The sequence below is a fragment of the Nonlabens sp. MB-3u-79 genome, assembly GCF_002831625.1.
Taxonomy (GTDB): domain Bacteria; phylum Bacteroidota; class Bacteroidia; order Flavobacteriales; family Flavobacteriaceae; genus Nonlabens.
Genome location: NZ_CP025116.1, coordinates 363,004 through 382,442 on the forward strand (window position 1 = coordinate 363,004; position 19,439 = coordinate 382,442).

Annotated in this window: 17 protein-coding genes; 7 read left to right on the forward strand and 10 right to left on the reverse strand. The window is 37.5% G+C overall.

Features of this window, described 5'->3' with window-relative positions:
- Together CW736_RS01645 and CW736_RS01650 are read right to left on the reverse strand one after the other, a co-directional pair.
- Positions 1-363, reverse strand: a complete 363-nt coding sequence (locus tag CW736_RS01645; RefSeq protein WP_101012258.1) for a CoA-binding protein — start codon at positions 361-363, stop codon at positions 1-3.
- Between the two features lie 553 nt (positions 364-916).
- Positions 917-1,924, reverse strand: coding sequence for a 3-oxoacyl-ACP synthase III family protein (locus CW736_RS01650; protein ID WP_101012259.1), 1,008 nt, complete (start codon positions 1,922-1,924; stop codon positions 917-919).
- A gap of 75 nt (positions 1,925-1,999) precedes the next feature.
- On the opposite strand from CW736_RS01650, the gene CW736_RS01655 reads away from it, so the two are divergent.
- The 5 genes from CW736_RS01655 (at position 2,000) to CW736_RS01675 (ending at position 6,647) form a co-directional block, all read left to right on the forward strand.
- Complete coding sequence (locus CW736_RS01655; protein ID WP_101012260.1) at positions 2,000-2,602, forward strand: alpha-ketoglutarate-dependent dioxygenase AlkB family protein; 603 nt, start codon at positions 2,000-2,002, stop codon at positions 2,600-2,602.
- A gap of 364 nt (positions 2,603-2,966) precedes the next feature.
- Positions 2,967-3,260, forward strand: a complete 294-nt coding sequence (locus tag CW736_RS01660) for a TIGR03643 family protein (protein WP_101012261.1) — start codon at positions 2,967-2,969, stop codon at positions 3,258-3,260.
- Positions 3,261-3,465: 205 nt separating this feature from the next.
- Positions 3,466-4,419 carry a serine aminopeptidase domain-containing protein gene (locus CW736_RS01665; protein ID WP_101012262.1) on the forward strand — a complete coding sequence of 318 codons (954 nt, stop codon included), beginning with the start codon at positions 3,466-3,468 and terminating at the stop codon, positions 4,417-4,419.
- 128 nt (positions 4,420-4,547) lie between these two features.
- The gene (locus tag CW736_RS01670; protein ID WP_101012263.1) at positions 4,548-5,876 is read left to right on the forward strand and encodes a DUF819 domain-containing protein; all 1,329 of its coding nucleotides are present in this window, start codon (positions 4,548-4,550) and stop codon (positions 5,874-5,876) included.
- A 60-nt stretch (positions 5,877-5,936) separates the two neighbouring features.
- A complete protein-coding gene (locus tag CW736_RS01675; RefSeq protein ID WP_101012264.1) occupies positions 5,937-6,647 on the forward strand; it encodes a DUF4369 domain-containing protein in 711 nt (236 codons plus the stop codon).
- Here the strand turns inward: CW736_RS01675 and CW736_RS01680 are convergent.
- From CW736_RS01680 to CW736_RS01695, 4 genes are all read right to left on the reverse strand, one after another.
- Positions 6,642-6,905, reverse strand: coding sequence for a hypothetical protein (locus tag CW736_RS01680; RefSeq protein WP_101012265.1), 264 nt, complete (start codon positions 6,903-6,905; stop codon positions 6,642-6,644). The genes CW736_RS01675 and CW736_RS01680 overlap by 6 nt on opposite strands.
- Before the next feature lie 191 nt (positions 6,906-7,096).
- Positions 7,097-7,507 (reverse strand): 6-pyruvoyl trahydropterin synthase family protein, encoded by a 411-nt coding sequence (locus CW736_RS01685; RefSeq protein ID WP_101012266.1) that lies wholly within the window; start codon positions 7,505-7,507, stop codon positions 7,097-7,099.
- Positions 7,504-8,016 carry an isopentenyl-diphosphate Delta-isomerase gene (gene idi / locus CW736_RS01690; RefSeq protein WP_198519362.1) on the reverse strand — a complete coding sequence of 171 codons (513 nt, stop codon included), beginning with the start codon at positions 8,014-8,016 and terminating at the stop codon, positions 7,504-7,506. The genes CW736_RS01685 and idi overlap by 4 nt, the downstream gene beginning before the upstream one ends.
- A 150-nt stretch (positions 8,017-8,166) precedes the next feature.
- On the reverse strand, positions 8,167-9,183 hold the full coding sequence (locus CW736_RS01695) for a LacI family DNA-binding transcriptional regulator (protein WP_101012268.1): 1,017 nt from the start codon (positions 9,181-9,183) through the stop codon (positions 8,167-8,169).
- A 45-nt stretch (positions 9,184-9,228) separates the two neighbouring features.
- On the opposite strand from CW736_RS01695, the gene CW736_RS01700 reads away from it, so the two are divergent.
- On the forward strand, positions 9,229-9,453 hold the full coding sequence (locus CW736_RS01700) for a hypothetical protein (protein WP_157810860.1): 225 nt from the start codon (positions 9,229-9,231) through the stop codon (positions 9,451-9,453).
- 113 nt (positions 9,454-9,566) lie between these two features.
- Positions 9,567-11,177 (forward strand): peptide chain release factor 3, encoded by a 1,611-nt coding sequence (locus CW736_RS01705; RefSeq protein WP_101012270.1) that lies wholly within the window; start codon positions 9,567-9,569, stop codon positions 11,175-11,177.
- A 266-nt stretch (positions 11,178-11,443) separates the two neighbouring features.
- Here the strand turns inward: CW736_RS01705 and CW736_RS01710 are convergent, their stop codons facing one another.
- The 4 genes from CW736_RS01710 to rpoC form a co-directional block, all read right to left on the reverse strand.
- Complete coding sequence (locus tag CW736_RS01710) at positions 11,444-13,435, reverse strand: OmpA family protein (protein ID WP_101012271.1); 1,992 nt, start codon at positions 13,433-13,435, stop codon at positions 11,444-11,446.
- A 21-nt stretch (positions 13,436-13,456) separates the two neighbouring features.
- On the reverse strand, positions 13,457-14,392 hold the full coding sequence (locus CW736_RS01715) for a type IX secretion system membrane protein PorP/SprF (RefSeq protein ID WP_101012272.1): 936 nt from the start codon (positions 14,390-14,392) through the stop codon (positions 13,457-13,459).
- 377 nt (positions 14,393-14,769) lie between these two features.
- Positions 14,770-15,081, reverse strand: coding sequence for a DUF3467 domain-containing protein (locus CW736_RS01720; RefSeq protein WP_101012273.1), 312 nt, complete (start codon positions 15,079-15,081; stop codon positions 14,770-14,772).
- Between the two features lie 5 nt (positions 15,082-15,086).
- Positions 15,087-19,394 carry a DNA-directed RNA polymerase subunit beta' gene (gene rpoC, locus CW736_RS01725; protein WP_101012274.1) on the reverse strand — a complete coding sequence of 1,436 codons (4,308 nt, stop codon included), beginning with the start codon at positions 19,392-19,394 and terminating at the stop codon, positions 15,087-15,089.
- Positions 19,395-19,439: the final 45 nt, after the last annotated feature.

Consider the following 19,439-nt stretch of genomic DNA (forward strand, 5'->3'; position numbering starts at 1 on the left):
TCAATATTGATGCGTTCCTAACAAGACTAACGTACAAGCCACTTCGCTTTGAATATTGTTCTCCTTTAAAAGTTTATAAAATTCTGGGTTCTCAGTTCCTGGATTAAAAATGACTCGTTCTGGACGCAGACTGATGATGTAATCGTAATACTCGCTCTGTCTTTTAGGATTCAAATAAAGTGTTACCGTATTGATTCCCTGAAATGGAATAAGCTCTTTGTGAATTCTTACATCGTCTACCATTCCTTCTCGCATTCCAATAGCGACCGTATCTGTATTGAACTTGCGCAATCTATAAATCGCTACGTTAGAATAACGTTCCTCTTTGAGCGATGCTCCTAATACTAAAGTTTTTTTAGACATCTTTTATGACTTTACATGTAACAATATACGAAAATCATCGTCTTCTATACGAAGGACTTCATAAAGCCTTCTGATTTATTTGGTTTATTGAATTTTTATGAAAAAGAGAAATTCAACTGTTTATGCCTTTTAGGTTTTAAAATTAGATTCCTAAAAGACGAACATAATCGTATAGTTCATAATTAATGGTTAGTGTTATTATACGATTTAGAAATCCCGAGCTTGCAGGCTCGGGGTTTTGTTTTTGTAACACTTCCTATCATTCATAACTGCAGAATTAAGATCTTGTTTCACAATCCCAATCAACCATTCACAGGTGCGACATATAGATTATGTTTTACAATCCTAATACACCACCCATTCATAGGTGCGACATATAGATTATGTTTTACAATCCCAATCAACCATTCACAGGTGCGACATATAGATTATGTTTTACAATCCCAATCAACCACCCATTCACAGGTGCAACATATAAATTTTGTTTCACAATCCCAATCAACCATTCATTCACAGGTGCGGACTTAAGTCCGCACCTATGAATGGGATCGTATTACCATTTTATAACCGCACTCGCCCAAGTAAATCCACTGCCAAAAGCAGCAAGAACAACCGTGTCGCCTTCTTTTACTTTACCTTCTTCCCAAGCTTCACAAAGCGCTATAGGAATAGAAGCGGCTGTAGTATTACCGTATTTCTGGATATTATTATACACCTTATCGTCAGTCAGCTGGAATTTTCTTTGAATAAATTGAGAGATACGCAAATTAGCTTGGTGCGGTACAAGCATATCTATATCACTTACTTCAAGACCATTGGCTTTAAGACCTTCCATGATTACTTCAGAAAAACGAACGACTGCATTCTTAAACACAAACTGTCCATTCATATAAGGATAATATGGAATGTCTTCTTGAGGATTCTCCTCTATTAATTGTGGAACCCAGTGATTTGTTGAAGGACCCTTTAAGGACAACTCCAAAGCGTGTTTACCCTCACTGTGTAAATGCGTGGAGAGTATTCCATGACCTTCTTTTTCAGATCTTGAAACTACCGCTGCTCCTGCTCCATCTCCAAATATAACCGACACATTTCTACCACGAGTGGTAAAATCGAGTCCGCCACTGTGGTTTTCAGAACCTATGACCAAAACATTTTTATACATACCCGTTTTTATAAACTGATCTGCAACAGAAAGTGCGTAGATAAAACCACTACATTGATTTCTCACATCCAGTGCTGGACAGGTATGGATACCCATTAAATCCTGCACTTGCACTCCACAACCTGGGAAATAATAATCTGGTGACAGGGTCGCAAAAACAATTAATTCTATATCGTCTTTGGAAACATTAGCGCGTTCCAGCGCGATCTCAGCAGCTTTAACGCCCATAACCGCAGTAGAATTACCATCCCCTTTTTTGATGTGACGACGTTCTTTGATACCTGTGCGTTCCTGAATCCAGGCATCATTAGTATCCATAATTTTAGAAAGATCGTCATTAGTGACAACGTTCTCCGGAACATATTTACCCATTCCAGTTATGCGAGAAGTATACATAAATTATTTTTAATTGTATGCAAGATACGTGACAGCAGTAGTATCTTGCTAGAGTTACCTCATAATTTGATATGCATGCATAATAAGTTGTTTCCAGACACATTTCCAGATATCCCAGATGCTACAGTGCGTTATGAGGCTGCTTTTTACGCTTTCGCGAAAGCGGAACATCTAAAAGCCACATTACTAGAAGAAACCCCGTGGAAACAAAATAAAATACAGCTGTTTGGCAAGCTGCACGACGAGCCGAGGCTCACCCAATTATATGGAGACCCCGATATCGCATACGGCTACAGCGGCATTGATTTTAAAGCATTAGCATGGACTGATACTTTAAAACAGATCAAAGATGATGTCGAAAAAGCAGCAGGAACCACCTTTAATATTTGCCTCATCAATCAATACCGCGATGGCCAAGACTCCAATGGCTGGCATGCCGATAATGAAGCCGAACTTGGTAAAAACCCAGTCATTGCCTCCATTAGCTTAGGACAAGAACGCTTCTTTCATTTAAAACACCATACCAATAAAGACTGGCGATTTAAGTTTTTACTAGAGCATGGCAGCCTTTTACTTATGAAAGGTCAAACACAACATACCTATAAACATCAAATCGCTAAAACAAAAAGAGCCATCGACTTGCGTATTAATTTGACATTTAGAAAAGTGATTCAGTAGGCAGTGGGCAGGTTGATTTCGTGCCTGCGCCATGAAGTGTGAATAGGCAGTCTTTTAATAATAATAATGATAAAATCTATTCATTAAATGCAATTTGCATTATATTGATAAGCATATGAGTTCAAGTTCTCTAACAAGTTTATAATGAAATTTGTTAGAAATTTAAACTCCAAAAATGCAGTGATTTAAACCTTCCAATGCTTGGTTGAGCGATAGTCGAAACCTTTTTACTTAGAACATATTCTAACATAACTAAATGTGTGGAGTTGATAGTTTAAACAAGCTATTTGTTAATTCAGTTATAAAAACTTCTCTTAATTAATTGAAATTTGTAATCATTGCAAAATAGAACGACTGTATAAAAATGGCAAAAGCAAAAGATATTCTTAAAAATCTTGATGAACGCGCAATAGACCGCATCGTAGAAATGGGCTGGGAAGACCGCACCCCTTTTGACGCGATCGAGGCACAGTTTGGTGTTACAGAAAGTCAAGTCATCAAGATCATGCGTAACGAAATGAAAGAAAGCAGCTTTAGAATGTGGAGACAGCGCGTTCAAGGTCGCTCCACAAAGCATCGTGCACAAAGAGATCCTGAAATGAGCCGCTTTAAATGTTCTATGCAACGCGCTACTGGAAACAAGATTGCTAAACGCTAAAAACACACTCAAGACGGCTAGCGCTTTTAACACAGCCATAAAACAAGCCCAAGTATCATTAAAACTGGCGAGTTATAAATATATATTTCCGACTAGATCATTAATTTCTATTCCATAATTCAGTCCATTGAAATGGATCACTTTATTTTACATTGGCATACCTATTTCATAGATTTGAACGTTTTAAATAGTTCTATATCAAATCATGAAAAAATTTCTATTCCTCTTATTTTTTTTACCGCTTGCAAGTATTGCCCAAGATGCTTTTTCTAAAAGTAAAGCGCAACAACCTGCCGAAGATCTCACTGAGGTAAACATCAATGAGAATATTCAGGGTACGCTCCTTATTCCTGATACTTTTGAAAAAGTACCGCTTGTCATCATCATAGGCGATCAAGGTGCGATGGATCGCAATGGTAACGAACGCAGAACTAGAAGTAACGCCTACCAGCAACTCGCCGACTCCCTTCTTATTAAAGGAATAGCTACTTATAAATACGACAAACGTATTTTAACCCAAATCAAAAATCGCATACCCAGTGACAAAACACTTTTTGGCGATTATATTATAGATGCCAAAGAAAGTGTGTTTTTCTTCAAAGATGACAGTAGATTTTCTAAGATTTTTATTGCTGGCCACGGGCAAGGTTCTTTAGTAGCAATGCTGGCTGTAGATAAAGATGTAGATGGTTTTATCTCACTTAATGGCGCGGCACAATCCATAGATGCATTAATAGTGCAACAAATTGCAAAAGAAATCCCTGGCCTGGATAAAGTGGCTGCAGCAACTTTTGAAAAAGTAAAAAACTCTAAAGAACCTATTGAAGCTATTGAACGAGATTTATACACCGTCATAGGCCCACAAATCCAACCATTTATGAAATCCTGGATGCAATACCAGCCTGTTGACGAAATTAAAAAACTACAAATCCCTATACTCCTTATCAATGGCTCAAAAAACAGACAGGTAGACCCTTCTGAAGCTGTATTATTAAAAAAAGCCGTTCCTAATGCTCAACTAGAACTTATAGAGCATATGAATCACGTTTTTAAAATAGTTGGCGAGGATGAAATTGTGGCTTCAAAAAGCTATGTAGATCCTAATTTCCCTTTGAGCAGTGAATTAGTAAAACTGATAATTGATTTTGTAAAGAATTGATTTAGTTCATTCCTTTTTCATTATTCCCCATCGCGTTCGCGTCTTTCTGTCCTGCAGTTAAGAAAGCGAAACGATTTCCATCAACCTCACATAAAATCGTATTTTGCGGCTGTTAAACACCTTCCCTTATGATTTTTAAAGATGCAGTAGAAGCAGTAAAAGACACCACGCCCGTTATCACTCAGGATACCGTTGTTTTTGGTTTACTAATGATTTCGTTGGCTGCGGTTTTTTATACATCATCTCAAAAGAAAGGGTTTTGGTCTGTTTTTTATAAGTTCATTCCCGCACTTTTAATGTGCTATTTGATTCCGTCTATTTTAAGCTCTACGGGCTTGATTTCCCCAGACTGGACCAGTGTAGGTGCAGACGGTATTGTTACCGAGTCAAGCTCCTCTTTATACTTTATGGCTTCTCGTTATTTATTGCCCGCCGCACTAGTACTCATGACACTCTCGATTGATTTAAAAGCGGTTTTCAATCTTGGGCCTAAAGCTTTGATTATGTTTTTGACAGGATCTGTAGGAATTATTATAGGAGGACCTATAGCTATCTTAGTTATAGGTACTATTTCTCCAGAAACCGTGGGCGGTGAAGGTTATGGCGCCGTATGGCGAGGACTTTCTACCTTAGCTGGGAGCTGGATAGGCGGCGGCGCAAATCAGACTGCCATGCTAGAAGTATATCAATTTGATCAATCAAAATACGGGGGAATGGTTCTCGTTGATATAGTCGTTGCTAACTTATGGATGGCCCTATTACTTCTAGGAATAGGATCAAGCGCAAAATTTGACAAATGGTTTGGAGCAGATTCCAGTTCTATCGAAAAGCTCAAAAAAAAGGTCTCTGAATATTCTGAAAGCGTAAAAAGGGAAGCTACTTTTACAGATATCATGGTGATGTTAGGTGTTGGTTTTGGAGCTGTAGGAATCGCTCATTTTGGAGCTGATTTTATTTCAACATCATTAGATGGCAATCAAGCTATTGCAGGTAATATTTATTTAAGTTTCTTAACCAGTCAGTTCTTTTGGCTTATTTCTATAGCTACCCTTTTAGGGATTATATGCTCCTTTACACCATTGAAGAAATATGAAGGGACTGGCGCCAGTCGGATAGGAAGTATTTTTATCTATATTTTAGTCGCAACCATAGGAATGAAGATGGACCTCAGGCAGGTAGTAGATAACCCTTGGTTATTAGGTGTTGGTTTAGTCTGGATGGCTATTCATGCAGGACTTTTAATACTGGTCGCTAAATTAATCAAAGCACCTTATTTTTTCCTTGCTGTGGGAAGTCAGGCTAACGTAGGTGGTGCAGCGAGTGCCCCTGTGGTAGCAGCAGAATTCCATCCTTCATTAACAAGTGTTGGAGTTTTACTAGCTGTTTTTGGTTATGTGGTCGGAACCGTAGGTGCCATTGCGTGTACCGTGTTGATGCAATTAGCAGCCACTTCCTAGCAAGTTTTATTGCCGTATGTTAAACTTATGACGCATATTTGCAACCATTAAATTTTTACCATGAAAAAAGTGCTTTTCCTTCTTATAGGCCTCACATTTATGAGCTCTTGTAGTAATTCTAATTCCAATAATTTCTCTGTCTCTGGAACAGTAGACGGTATAAAAGTTGGTAAGATTTACCTACAGCGTTTACAAGATTCTATTTTGATTGATGTAGACTCTGCCCTATTTAATGGGAATTCTAATTATACCTTAATGACCGATCTGGATCAAACAGAAATCATGTACTTGCATCTAGATGTAAAAGACGGAACCGAATTTAATGACAAGTTATTATTCTTTGCAGAAGACACTACCATGACCATTAATTCTTCTTGGGATAAATTTGTAAAGAATGCGGTAATATCAGGATCAAAAAATCAAGATGTTTATACCATATATAAACAGAATAGTGATCGCCTTAATAAAGTATACACGGACTTGGTAAAAAGAAGCCTATCTCTTACTGATGAGACTAGAACGCTAGCAATATCGGATTCTATCAATACTGCTTATGACAAATATTTAAGAAAAAAAGTATTGTATGCTATCAACTATGCACAATTACATAAAGAAAAAGAAGTGGCTCCTTATATTTTAGTTAGTGAAGCTGGCGAGGCTAATCCTATTTTATTAGACAGTGTCTATCAAAAGATGCCAAAAAAAATTCAGACAACTGTTTATGGAAAACAACTGTCTGAATTAATTAAAAGTTATAAAAGTAACTTATAGAGCGTTTACTCTATCTATAAGTCCTTTTCCTTTAGTTTCTAAATCAGCTTTTACTGCTTTAAGATGTGCTTTGCGACTTTCTACTTTGCGGTTGTTTACACGCGAGATCAACTCGTCAAAAGTTGATATGGAGTCGTCTACAATTTTTTCAAATTCAGCTGTTTTCTCTGGATTTACTACTTGAGAAACAAGTGCTGCTTCAATGATATCTCCTAATACGTAATTAATGTCTTGTTTAAGATCTTTAATACTTGCCATAATAATTTTAATTTATTGCAAAAATAGTGAATAAAAGCCTTATTCATTCACATAGATCTACATTAGAAAGCTTTGGGCTTTTTAAATAAGAGCAGTTTGATCATATTCCACCTACTTACAAGAGGTACACCATCAAGTGCATTCTAGTTTTGTAACAAGTTTAAAGAATATAATTACTGCAATACTTTATGCTATTCTCCTCTGTAAACTACAAAATTGCGTTCTGTTTCAAAGAGCTTGATCTCTAGATCGTATTTAGGATCCAGTTTTGCCTTGATTTTATTGTAAATAACAAAAGCTATATTTTCTGCCGTGGGATTGAGGTTGGCAAATTCTGGAACTTGTTCATTCAGGTTCTTATGATCAAAGGCATTTTCCACCTCTTCTTTGATGATGTCCTTAAGGATTTTAAGATCAATCAAGTATCCCGTCTCAGGATCTACTTCACCGGTAACACCTACTTCTAAATCATAATTATGACCATGAAAATAAGGGTTGTTACACAAACCAAAAATTTGTGCGTTTTTTTCATCACTCCAATCTTTGCGGTGCAAACGGTGAGCAGCATTAAAATGAGCCTTTCTATATGCGGTTAATCTCATGATATATGGGTATAATATTTTTCAAAAATAATTTTGAACCACTCGGTATAAATTTCTGGCTGCTGTATCATATCTTCTTTGATATCTAGAGCCGTCATCCATTTATAAGAAGCAACTTCTTCTGGGTTGATTTGAGGAGCGTCGTTGAAATGCCCTATCATCACATGATCAAATTCATGCTCTGTAAGTCCATTATCAAAAGGTGCTATATAAATAAAATGAAACAGTTCTTCAAGCTCTGTCACAAATCCCATTTCTTCCATGAGCCTGCGCTTTCCTGCTGCTATGTTAGTTTCACCTTCTCGTTGATGGCTGCAACAGGTATTGGTCCATAAACCAGGGGAATGATATTTTCCCAAGGCTCGCTGCTGAAGCATAATTTCATTTTTGTCATTTACTACAAAAACAGAAAACGCCCTGTGCAGTAAAGCCTTTTCATGCGCTTCAATTTTTTCCATAAGACCAACTTGCTCATCGTTCTCGTTTACTAATATTACTTGTTCGATAATTTCTAAAATTTATTCAACAAAAATACAAAAGGAAACCAATTGATTCCTTAAAGATTTACTAAGTAGTTCAACAGCACCTTTCATTACAAAATGAGTCAGCTGATATTGCTTTTGCTCAGCTTTATTTCTTTGAAATGCACTTATAAAGTATTAGTTAGGTAAGGTGGTGCCTCTTAGTTCGATGGTAAAATCCACAGTGGCGGTAGTCGTATGCCCTTTGGTTTTATTCTCCAAGCGCTCCACAAGCATGCGTACCGATTGTTGACCAATCTCCTCGGCATGTTGAGTTACTGTAGAGAGTTGTGGGTAGGATAGATGCGAAATCTCATCTGAACTGAATCCTAAAACAGATAAGTCTTTAGGAATTTTTCTTCCTAGACGTTGCGCAATGTTGACAGACATTATTCCAGAAACATTATCGATACAAAGAAGTCCGTCCATGTCTTGATGCTCTGTAAATATTTTTTCTAATTGATCATTTAACAGCGCCTCATTACTGTCTATATTGATAACTAAGGCTTCCCCTTTGTAGGAGTCGTGTTGTTCTAATGCTTTTTTATAACCCAATACTCTGAGTTTACCTACGCTTAATCCTCCTAAGCTATTGATCAAAACAATTTTCTTACGACCTTCATTTATCAAAACCTCTGTCCCTTTATAGGCCGCATTAAAATCATCAATAATCACTTTATCACATTCTACATCGTTTGCTACTCGATCAAACATAACAATAGGCACATCTTGATTAATGGTTTCTTTTAAGTGTTTTACTTCACCGTTAGATTGGGTTTCCTCTGCTATGGACATGATGAACCCATCTACACTGCCGTTTGCTAATAAATGGAGGCTGTTATTTTCCTTTTCAAAAGATTCATTTGACAAACAAGTGATGATGTTATACCCTAATGCGGTTGATTCTTGCTCAATCCCATAAAGTATACGAGCAAAAAACGCATTCAATATATCTGGAATAATAACACCTATGGTTTTAGTCTTTCTATTTTTAAGACTTAAAGCGAGTGTATTAGGTCTGTAATTAAGTTCTTTTGCAATTTCTTTGACACGCGCGATGGTATCCTTGCTTATCTCTGGACTGTCCTTTAATGCTTTAGAAACGGTAGAGACAGAAACTCCAAGTGTAGCTGCAAGATCTTTAAGCGTAATCATATTTTATTGTTTAAAAGTGGATCAAATGATAAGGTCTACAAACCTATGTCTGAATCTCCTTATAATAAAAGCAATTTAGTCATTACTGATCGACTTTTAAAACTTTGTTTTTTAATAATTGTACCTACTGAAAAGAACTCTGTTAAAGTGGGATGGTTGTTCCGCTTTCGCGAAAGCGAGAAAACAACAGTTGTAAGGGCACTTCATTTACTTAAGTCAGAGAACTCCATACTTTCAAAGGTAGTTTTAGCAAAAGAACAAACACCTTAAAGAGATACAAAGCAAATTACCACATCAATACGGTGATTTAACAACCTGATATGCAAAATTCTATTCTATAGTAAATACATTGTTCTATTTTTGCAACCTGATTAATTAGACACATGAAATTTACAGAAGAGATCGCAAGGAGAAGGACCTTCGGTATTGTATCGCATCCAGATGCAGGAAAAACAACACTAACAGAGAAACTATTGTTATATGGTGGAGCTATTCAAGAAGCTGGAGCGGTAAAAAGCAATAAGATTAAAAAAGGAGCCGCAAGTGATTTTATGGAAATAGAACGTCAGCGGGGTATATCTGTGGCTACCTCTGTACTGGCTTTTGAATATAAGGGCAATAAGATTAATATTCTCGATACTCCTGGACACAAAGATTTTGCTGAAGACACGTTTAGAACACTTACCGCAGTAGACAGTGTGATCGTTGTGGTAGATGTGGCAAAAGGTGTAGAGGAACAGACTGAAAAGCTGGTGAAAGTATGTAGAATGCGCCAAATTCCTATTATCGTTTTTATCAATAAAATGGATCGTGAAGGTAAAGATGCCTTTGATCTTATGGATGAAATAGAGCAAAAACTGGGACTGCGAGTGACGCCATTGAGCTTTCCTATAGGAATGGGTTATGATCTCAAAGGGATTTATAACATCCATAAGAAAAATATCAATTTATTTACGGGTGCTTCTTCTAAGGATATTCATGACACCACTGCAATCAACGATTTAAACGACTCCAATCTGGATGAGCTTATAGGAGAAAAAGCTGCTGGTACTTTAAGAGAAGAACTGGAACTGGTTAATGGCATCTATCCCGAGTTTAATAGACAAGAATATTTAAATGGAGAGTTACAACCTATATTTTTTGGTAGTGCGCTGCATAATTTTGGAGTAAAGGAACTACTGGACGGTTTTATAGAAATCGCTCCTGCCCCTCGTCCTAAAAAAGCCGAAGAACGCCTTGTAAAACCAGAGGAAAAAGATTTCAGCGGTTTTGTGTTTAAAATTCATGCCAATATGGATCCTAGACATAGAGATAGGCTGGCATTTATAAAGGTGGTGAGCGGTACATTTGAACGCAATAAAGCCTACAAGCACGTAAGGTTGGATAAGAATTTAAAATTCTCTAGTCCAAACGCCTTTTTTGCAGAGAAAAAAGAAATAGTTGACGAATCGTTCCCTGGAGATATTGTAGGCTTGCACGATACGGGTAACTTTAAAATAGGCGACACGCTTACCTCAGGTGAGGAACTTCATTACAAAGGAATTCCCGCCTTTTCACCAGAGCATTTTAGATATATTAACAATGCAGACCCTATGAAGTCTAAACAGCTGGCAAAAGGTATCGACCAGCTTATGGATGAAGGTGTAGCGCAGCTATTTACCTTGGAACTTAACGGTCGCAAAGTAATAGGTACGGTAGGTGCTCTTCAGTTTGAAGTGATTCAATACCGACTGGAACATGAATATGGAGCAAAGTGTTCTTATGAAAACCTCAATGTACACAAAGCTTGCTGGGTAGACGAATCTGTAGCAAAACCAGAGGAGTTTACTGACTTTAAAAGAGTAAAGTCTAAGTTTTTATGCATAGATAAAAGAGGACAGTTGGTCTTTCTTGCTGACTCCTCATTTTCCTTGCAAATGACGCAACAAAAATACCCGAGTATCAAGTTTCATTTCATTTCAGAATTTGAGCCTGCTGCAAATGAAGAGGCGTAATCATTGTCCCGCTCTATTAACTAATTTAACGTGTTCCAGAGAGCATCATTCCTTTAAATAGGTTGTTTTAAAAACAGCAGCTAGCCAAGTTTACATCCTGAGATTTGGATAGAAAACAAAGGCCTTTTAAGACGGTTATGACCTTAGTTTGATTTGAACAATTCCTATTTTTCATCTCATTTAATCAGTTTGGAAAAAACAATAATGATCACACTAAAAAAGGCGCTTCTCCTGCATTGGAGTTAAGGGCCTTTTTTAATAATGTATTAATCGCAATCCTTGAACTTCTCCAAACCAGAAACAATAAACTCTGATCTACGGTTCAATTGATGCTCCTCGCTAGAACATGCTACACCGTTAGCACACTGATTGAGCAATCTTATTTCCCCGTAGCCTTTTGCCGTTAAACGAGAAGCATCAATGCCTTTTGATATCAGCCAGTTGCGTGTGCTTTGTGCTCTTCTATCTGACAGCACTTCGTTGTATTGATCTGGCGCTCTACTATCGGTATGAGAGCGTATCTCAACACTAACTTGGGGATATAACTCCATAAAAGCTTTGATTTTAGACAACTCATAAGCGGCATCTGCCCTAATATTAAACTTGTCAAAATCAAAATATATTTGCTCAATATCTAGTAATGGCCCTATGTCGTCACAATCTACCACAGGGATGCGATTGAGTTCAATTTCTAGAGAAATATCTATAAGCCCCGAACTTGTCGGAGTAGCAATAACCTCTTCGTCTGAGGTATAGTTATCCTTTACTACTCGTAGGACATATGGTTGATCACAATCTAATTTAAAAGTGTAAGTTCCATCATCACTAGTAACTTGTCGATCAATCTTATTATTTTCCATATCCAAAAGCACTACGGTCGCGTCTTTAACAGGATTACCAATTTTTTTATCAATTATATTGCCCGTAACAAGTATTTCACATTTCGCCCTAAGATCTTCTAACTGCAGGAATCTATAAATATCATCATCTCCAGAACCACCAGGTCTGTTGGAGCTGAAGTATCCTATTTTAGTATCATCGTTTACAATAAAACCAAAATCATCGTATGTTGTGTTGATCGGCTTACCGATGTTAACCACCTCACCCGTGCTACCGTCAGGACTTATAGAACTAGCAAAAACGTCCAATCCTCCTAATCCTTGATGGCCTGAAGAGGAAAAATACAAGATGTTTGTTTTACTAATAAAAGGAAAGGTTTCCCTAGCTAGCGTATTGATGTTTTTAAGGTTTCTAGGCGCACTAAATGACCCATCTCCCATGATATCTACCACCCAAATATCTGACCTTGTAAATTCATTTTCGAGATCATATCCCATACTTCCAGGCATATCGCTGGAAAAATATAATTGTTTGCCATCTGGACTTAAAGCGGGGTGCGCAACAGAATATTCGTCGTTATTAAAAGGAAGTTGTTCTGGTTTTGACCAAGTACCTTTATTCTTATAAGATCTAAATATTTTTAATTTATTAATCCCCTTTTTATCTTGAAGGTACACGCCATTATCATAATTGTTGCGCGTAAAATACATGGTCTGTCCATCGGAAGTAAAGACAGGGGTGCTTTCATGATATTTGGTATTGATCACACTAGACATAGGCTTAGGCTTACTCAATACACCATTTTCATCAGTATCGGCAGTATATAATTGCAAGAAAGGTTGGTTATTCCAAGTGTGTCTTTCCCTTATTATGGATCCAGAATCCCTCGCTGTGGCATAAACTACTTGATTGTTTGAAGTATAAAATGCAGGTCCAAAATCAGCTGTATAGGAGTTGATCTCCTTGGCGTTTTTTATTTCAAACCTACCCGATTGAAGCTCTATAATTTCAAGGTAATTAGGTTCTTCTTTTAATATTTTTGATCTGGTGTCAAAACCTTTAGAACTACTAAACTTAGCCATGAATAAATCTGACTCATCGTATTTATTCACTGTTTTTAATGTTTGCGCATATCTAAAAAAATATGCTGGAGTCACTGTATCCTCAAATTGTGTAAAAAGCTTTGCGTACCATTTATGAGCTTGCTTTAAATCGTCATTAAAATAGTAAGTGTCTCCTAGTTTTGCCAGTATTTCGTAGGTGACATAACCATCCTCAACTAATTTCAAATAAATCTTTTGAGCCTCGATAAATGCAAAGGCATTGTATTTATTATTTCCCTTTTCTAACTGATATGTCTGTGCATGTCCCGCAACACAGGAGACAAGAAGTATAAATAAAATCAGTCTTTTAAACATGTTAAAATTCTATATGGATTATTAGAAGAACCGTGGTGTAATGATACGTTCGTAATTATTGAACAATTCAAATCTTAGGAATAATTCATAGCTACCGTCATTAAAAATAGCATTTCCTAATGCCGTCGTCTCCCGATCATATGCAAAGCCTATCATCATTTGATCACTTATCTGAAACCCTACAAGACCTGTCACAGCCGCACTCCACCGGTAAGCTACTCCTAAAGTTAACCTATCATTGAATAAAAAATTTGCTGAAAGATCTATTTGTACGGGCGCCCCTTGAACGAGCTTCAACATCGTAGCTGGCTTGAACTTGACATCCTCATTTAAATCAAACACATAACCCGCTGTCGCAAATAAGTGAATTCGTTCTTGTGCTATATAAGTCGTACTGCGGTTGTTTTCAGTACCGTCAAAGTGATCTGTCTGTAAGAGGTTAGGGCTGCTTAATCCCAAATAAAGCTTCTCTGTATGGTAATACAAGCCCAGACCTAGAGTAGGCGAAAGTTTATTATCTATATTCTCTGACAGTCTAGGATCTCCCAAGTCAAAAGGGTTGAGCCTTCTATAATCTACATTTAAAACATGAATACCTCCTTTTATTCCAAAACTCAATCTGGCCTGATCACCAACTAGCAGGGTATAACTAAAGTCTGCAGCTACGTAAGTCTCATCTGAGGGACCTATTTCATCATTCACTATACTCAATCCTATACCTACCCGACTATTGGAAAGAGGTGTATGAAAAGACAAGGTTTGAGTATGTGGCGCGCCATCGAGTCCTACCCATTGACTTCTGTGAAGACCGACAATACTTGCCACTCCTCGATTTCCAGCATAGGCAGGATTCACCACTATAGGATTGTACATATACTGACTGTACTGTGGATCTTGTTGTGCCGTCACCGCTTTCGCGAAAGCGAAAAATAATAAACAACTTACTAGTTTCTTCATGCAAGAGATGATTACAAACAAGTTCTGTCTAAAAATTAAAACTTGATTTAATATCTATTAATAGATAAAAGTACAGCTTTATTGATGGTCTGATGTTAACCGTCCAGATATTCTATGACTTAGAGGTATACCGACAGGGCAAATCATTTTGTGTGGTTAGATTTGATGGCATGGGCCAAGCGCGTTTTGAAAGAGGTTGAAACGCTATTTTAGACAAGAACGAAGGCATAAACCGATCTTGAGGACCTATTGATACGACAAATGCTTTGAGGCCTTAGAGGGCTTGTATGAAAGGGGTGCTACTTGATGTTTTCGCCTTAGGTGTATTGTATTTTTTAAATAAAAAAAGCCTAATGATAAATCATCAGGCTTTAATATTATGCTTGACCAGTTGGGCCAAAATTTAAAGGAACGGGCGGTTGTTCATAATCCTTAATATCTCCATGAGCTTGCTCAAACTTTCTTACATTTTCATGTAGTGCTTTTGCCAGTCGCTTAGCGTGTTGAGGAGTTAATATTATTCTGGACTTCACCTTTGACTTAGGGTTTCCAGGCATAATATTTACAAAGTCTACAACAAATTCAGAAACCGAATGGTTGATGATTGCAAGGTTACTGTATTGTCCCTCTGCAACTTCACCATCAATCTCAATATTGATTTTATGGTCAGGATTTTGATCTTTTGCCATTACTATTAGTTATAATTTACTTTAGGCTCTTCTTTTTGGTGAAGAAGTTTTTCAAACTCTTCTTTAGAACCTACTATGATATCTTCATAGTTACGCATTCCAGTACCTGCAGGTATTCTGTGACCTACAATTACATTTTCTTTAAGACCTTCTAACGTATCTACTTTACCTGCTACTGCAGCCTCGTTCAATACTTTAGTCGTCTCTTGGAAAGATGCTGCACTAATGAATGACTTCGTTTGAAGCGATGCACGAGTAATACCTTGAAGAACTGGCTCAGCAGTTGCAGGCATTACGTCACGAGCAGTTGCAAGAGCTTTATCTTCTCTACGTAATATAGAGTTTTCATCTCTTAACTCTCTAGAAGTAATAATTTGTCCCTCTTTTAAGTTTACAGAATCTCCAGCACTTTCAACTACTTTCTTACCATAAAGTCTATCGTTTTGCAAGATAAAATCTTCCTTGTGAACCAATTGATTCTCTAAGAACATACCATCACCAGAATCAACGATTCTTACCTTTCTCATCATTTGACGAACTACAACTTCAAAGTGCTTATCGTTAATCTTTACACCTTGTAATCTGTACACCTCTTGAACTTCATTTACTAAGTACTGTTGAACAGCACTTGGTCCTTTAATTGCAAGAATATCTTTAGGAGTAATAGACCCGTCGGATAATGGCATACCCGCTCTAACATAATCATTTTCTTGTACAAGAATTTGATTAGATAGTTTCACTAGGTATTTCTTCACTTCATCAGTTTTAGAAGTCACGATGATTTCACGGTTACCACGTTTGATTTTACCGAAAGAAACAACACCATCAATCTCACTTACTACAGCAGGATTAGAAGGATTACGTGCTTCAAACAATTCTGTTACACGTGGAAGACCTCCAGTAATATCACCTGCTTTAGCAGATTTACGTGGAATCTTTACCAATACTTTACCAACTTTGATCTTTTCATCATCGTTGATCATCAAGTGAGCACCTACTGGTAAGTTATAAGAAATAACATTATCTCCTTTACTGTCTAAAATATGCAGCGTAGGAATCAATTTCTTATCTCTAGAGTCAGAAATTACTTTCTCCTCATATCCAGTTTGTTCATCACTTTCTACTTGGAAAGTAACACCTTGTATGATATTTTCAAATTTGATCTTACCTGCAAATTCAGAAATAATAACACCGTTAAAAGGATCCCACTTCGCGAGAAGATCTCCTTTTTTAACCTTAGTTCCTCGCTTCACATAAAGCTCACAACCGTAAGGGATGTTATTTGAATTCAGTAGCATTCCAGTTTTTTCGTGTAGCAATTTAGATTCTGCCGTACGAGATATTACTACCTCTACTGGTTTGCCTTCACTGTTTTCACCTTTAACTGTTTTAAGATCTTCAATCTCAAGAATACCGTCATTCTTTGCAACAATAGAGCTGTCTTCAGATACGTTACCTGCTACCCCTCCTACGTGGAAAGTTCTCAAGGTAAGTTGTGTACCTGGTTCTCCAATAGACTGCGCAGCAATTACACCTACAGCTTCACCTCTCATAACAAGACGGTTAGTAGCAAGGTTACGTCCGTAACATTTAGTACAAACACCTTTTGCAGCTTCACAAGTAAGAGCAGATCTTACTTCTACTGATTCCAGATCAGAAGCTTCAATGATGTCTGCGATTTTTTCTACGATCAGTTCACCAGCAGCAATAATTACTTCTTGCGTCGCAGGATCAATAACGTCATGTAATGCAGTTCGACCTAGAACTCTCGCTCCCAGTTTCTCCATTACTTCTTCATTCTTCTTCAATGCAGAAACTTCAATACCTCTTAAGGTTTCACAATCTTCATGATTTACGATCACATCTTGAGCAACATCGTGTAAACGACGTGTCAAGTAACCTGCATCTGCCGTTTTAAGGGCGGTATCTGCAAGTCCTTTACGTGCACCGTGAGTTGAGATAAAGTATTCAAGAATTGAAAGTCCTTCTTTAAAGTTAGAAAGAATTGGGTTTTCAATAATTGCACCACCACCGTCATTGGATTTCTTAGGCTTTGCCATAAGTCCACGCATACCGGTAAGCTGTCTGATCTGTTCTTTAGATCCACGGGCTCCAGAATCAAGCATCATAAACACAGAGTTGAACCCTTGTTGGTCTTCTCTAATGTTTTTCATTGACAATTCAGTAAGCTGCGCGTTAGTGGCAGTCCACACATCAATTACTTGATTATATCTTTCGTTTTGGGTAATAAGACCCATACCGTAGTTACCACGTATCGCATCCACTTTAGTGTTTGCTGCATCGATCATCGATTGCTTTTCTACAGGGATCATGATATCTCCAAGAGAGAATGATAATCCACCACGAAATGCAAATCCATAACCTAGATCTTTAATTTCATCAAGGAAAGCAGCTGTTCTAGGAACATCTGTAACCTTTAATATCTCTCCGATAATATCTCTAAGAGCTTTCTTAGTTAATACCTCATTGATGTATCCAGCTTCATCCGGCACCTTTTGATTAAAAATCACACGACCAGCAGTAGTTTCAATGATCTGAGTTTTGTAAGAACCGTCTTCTTGAAGAAGATTGATTCTACATTTTACAGGAGCATTAATATCTACACGCTTTTCATTAAAAGCAATTACTAATTCTTCAGGTCCGTAAAAAGTAAGTCCTTCACCTTTAACAATGTGTCCAGGTTCAGATCTACGAAGTTTGGTCATATAATAAAGACCCAATACCATATCCTGAGAAGGTACCGCAATTGGGCTACCGTTTGCAGGGTTCAGAATATTGTGTGAAGCCAGCATTAATAACTGACATTCTAATATTGCTTCAGGACCTAACGGAAGGTGAACGGCCATTTGATCACCATCAAAATCGGCGTTAAATGCCGTACATACTAATGGGTGTAACTGGATCGCTTTTCCTTCAATAAGTTTAGGTTGAAATGCTTGTATACCTAATCTGTGAAGTGTAGGAGCACGGTTCAACATTACTGGGTGTCCTTTTAGAACGTTTTCCAGAATATCCCAAACCACTGGTTCCTTCTTATCTATAATTTTCTTAGCAGACTTTACCGTCTTAACGATACCGCGCTCAATGAGTTTACGGATAACAAAAGGCTTATAAAGCTCTGCAGCCATGTCCTTAGGTATACCACACTCATATAATTTAAGCTCTGGTCCAACAACAATTACCGAACGAGCAGAATAATCTACACGCTTACCAAGTAAGTTCTGACGGAAACGTCCTTGCTTTCCTTTTAAGGAATCAGAAAGGGATTTCAATGGTCTGTTAGAATCGGTCTTGACAGCACTAGATTTTCTTGTATTATCAAGAAGTGAATCTACTGCTTCCTGTAACATACGTTTCTCGTTACGAAGGATAACCTCAGGAGCTTTAATCTCCATCAATCGCTTCAAACGGTTGTTACGTATGATCACACGACGGTATAAATCATTTAAATCAGACGTTGCAAAACGACCCCCGTCAAGTGGTACTAATGGACGTAATTCTGGCGGAATTACTGGAACCACTTTCATGACCATCCATTCTGGTTTGTTTTCTCGTCGCTCATTAGAATCTTTAAGAGCCTCCACAACTTGCAGACGTTTTAAAGCTTCAGTCTTACGTTGTTTAGACGTCTCATTATTTGCTTTGTGTCTCAGGTCATATGATAGCGCATCTAAATCGATACGTTTAAGTAAATCGATCAAACACTCAGCACCCATCTTAGCGATGAATTTGTTAGGATCTGAATCTTCTAAATACATGTTTTCCGGTGGAAGCGTATCTAAGATATCTAGGTATTCTTCTTCTGTAAGGAAATCTAAATTACGAACTTCTTCGCCTTCAGCATTCTTTGCGATACCTGGTTGAATCACCACATATCTTTCGTAATAGATGATCATGTCCAGCTTCTTTGAAGGAAGCCCTAGTAGGTAACCAATTTTGTTTGGCAAACTACGGAAATACCAAATGTGGGCCACTGGCACAACAAGATTGATATGTCCTATACGATCACGTCTTACTTTTTTCTCTGTAACCTCTACACCACATCGGTCACAAACGATTCCTTTATAACGTATACGTTTATATTTTCCACAAGCACATTCATAATCCTTTACAGGACCGAATATACGCTCACAAAAAAGCCCATCCCTTTCAGGTTTGTGCGTACGATAGTTAATCGTTTCTGGTTTTAACACCTCACCTCTTGACTCAGCAAGAATAGATTCTGGAGATGCAAGACCGATTGAAATTTTTGAAAATTTCTTTTGTGTTGGGTTGTCTTTATGTCTAGCCATAATAATGGTACTATTTTAAGTTAAAGTAGCGAGGTTGGTGGATCA

What these genes read in the sequence shown, in the direction of transcription:
- CW736_RS01645 (WP_101012258.1), bottom strand. Translation starts at nt 363, where the DNA reads ATGTCTAAAAAAACTTTAGTATTAGGAGCATCGCTCAAAGAGGAACGT.
- CW736_RS01650 (WP_101012259.1), bottom strand. Translation starts at nt 1,924, where the DNA reads ATGTATACTTCTCGCATAACTGGAATGGGTAAATATGTTCCGGAGAAC.
- CW736_RS01655 (WP_101012260.1), top strand. Translation starts at nt 2,000, where the DNA reads ATGCATAATAAGTTGTTTCCAGACACATTTCCAGATATCCCAGATGCT.
- CW736_RS01660 (WP_101012261.1), top strand. Translation starts at nt 2,967, where the DNA reads ATGGCAAAAGCAAAAGATATTCTTAAAAATCTTGATGAACGCGCAATA.
- CW736_RS01665 (WP_101012262.1), top strand. Translation starts at nt 3,466, where the DNA reads ATGAAAAAATTTCTATTCCTCTTATTTTTTTTACCGCTTGCAAGTATT.
- CW736_RS01670 (WP_101012263.1), top strand. Translation starts at nt 4,548, where the DNA reads ATGATTTTTAAAGATGCAGTAGAAGCAGTAAAAGACACCACGCCCGTT.
- CW736_RS01675 (WP_101012264.1), top strand. Translation starts at nt 5,937, where the DNA reads ATGAAAAAAGTGCTTTTCCTTCTTATAGGCCTCACATTTATGAGCTCT.
- CW736_RS01680 (WP_101012265.1), bottom strand. Translation starts at nt 6,905, where the DNA reads ATGGCAAGTATTAAAGATCTTAAACAAGACATTAATTACGTATTAGGA.
- CW736_RS01685 (WP_101012266.1), bottom strand. Translation starts at nt 7,507, where the DNA reads ATGAGATTAACCGCATATAGAAAGGCTCATTTTAATGCTGCTCACCGT.
- CW736_RS01695 (WP_101012268.1), bottom strand. Translation starts at nt 9,183, where the DNA reads ATGATTACGCTTAAAGATCTTGCAGCTACACTTGGAGTTTCTGTCTCT.
- CW736_RS01700 (WP_157810860.1), top strand. Translation starts at nt 9,229, where the DNA reads ATGTCTGAATCTCCTTATAATAAAAGCAATTTAGTCATTACTGATCGA.
- CW736_RS01705 (WP_101012270.1), top strand. Translation starts at nt 9,567, where the DNA reads ATGAAATTTACAGAAGAGATCGCAAGGAGAAGGACCTTCGGTATTGTA.
- CW736_RS01710 (WP_101012271.1), bottom strand. Translation starts at nt 13,435, where the DNA reads ATGTTTAAAAGACTGATTTTATTTATACTTCTTGTCTCCTGTGTTGCG.
- CW736_RS01715 (WP_101012272.1), bottom strand. Translation starts at nt 14,392, where the DNA reads ATGAAGAAACTAGTAAGTTGTTTATTATTTTTCGCTTTCGCGAAAGCG.
- CW736_RS01720 (WP_101012273.1), bottom strand. Translation starts at nt 15,081, where the DNA reads ATGGCAAAAGATCAAAATCCTGACCATAAAATCAATATTGAGATTGAT.
- rpoC (WP_101012274.1), bottom strand. Translation starts at nt 19,394, where the DNA reads ATGGCTAGACATAAAGACAACCCAACACAAAAGAAATTTTCAAAAATT.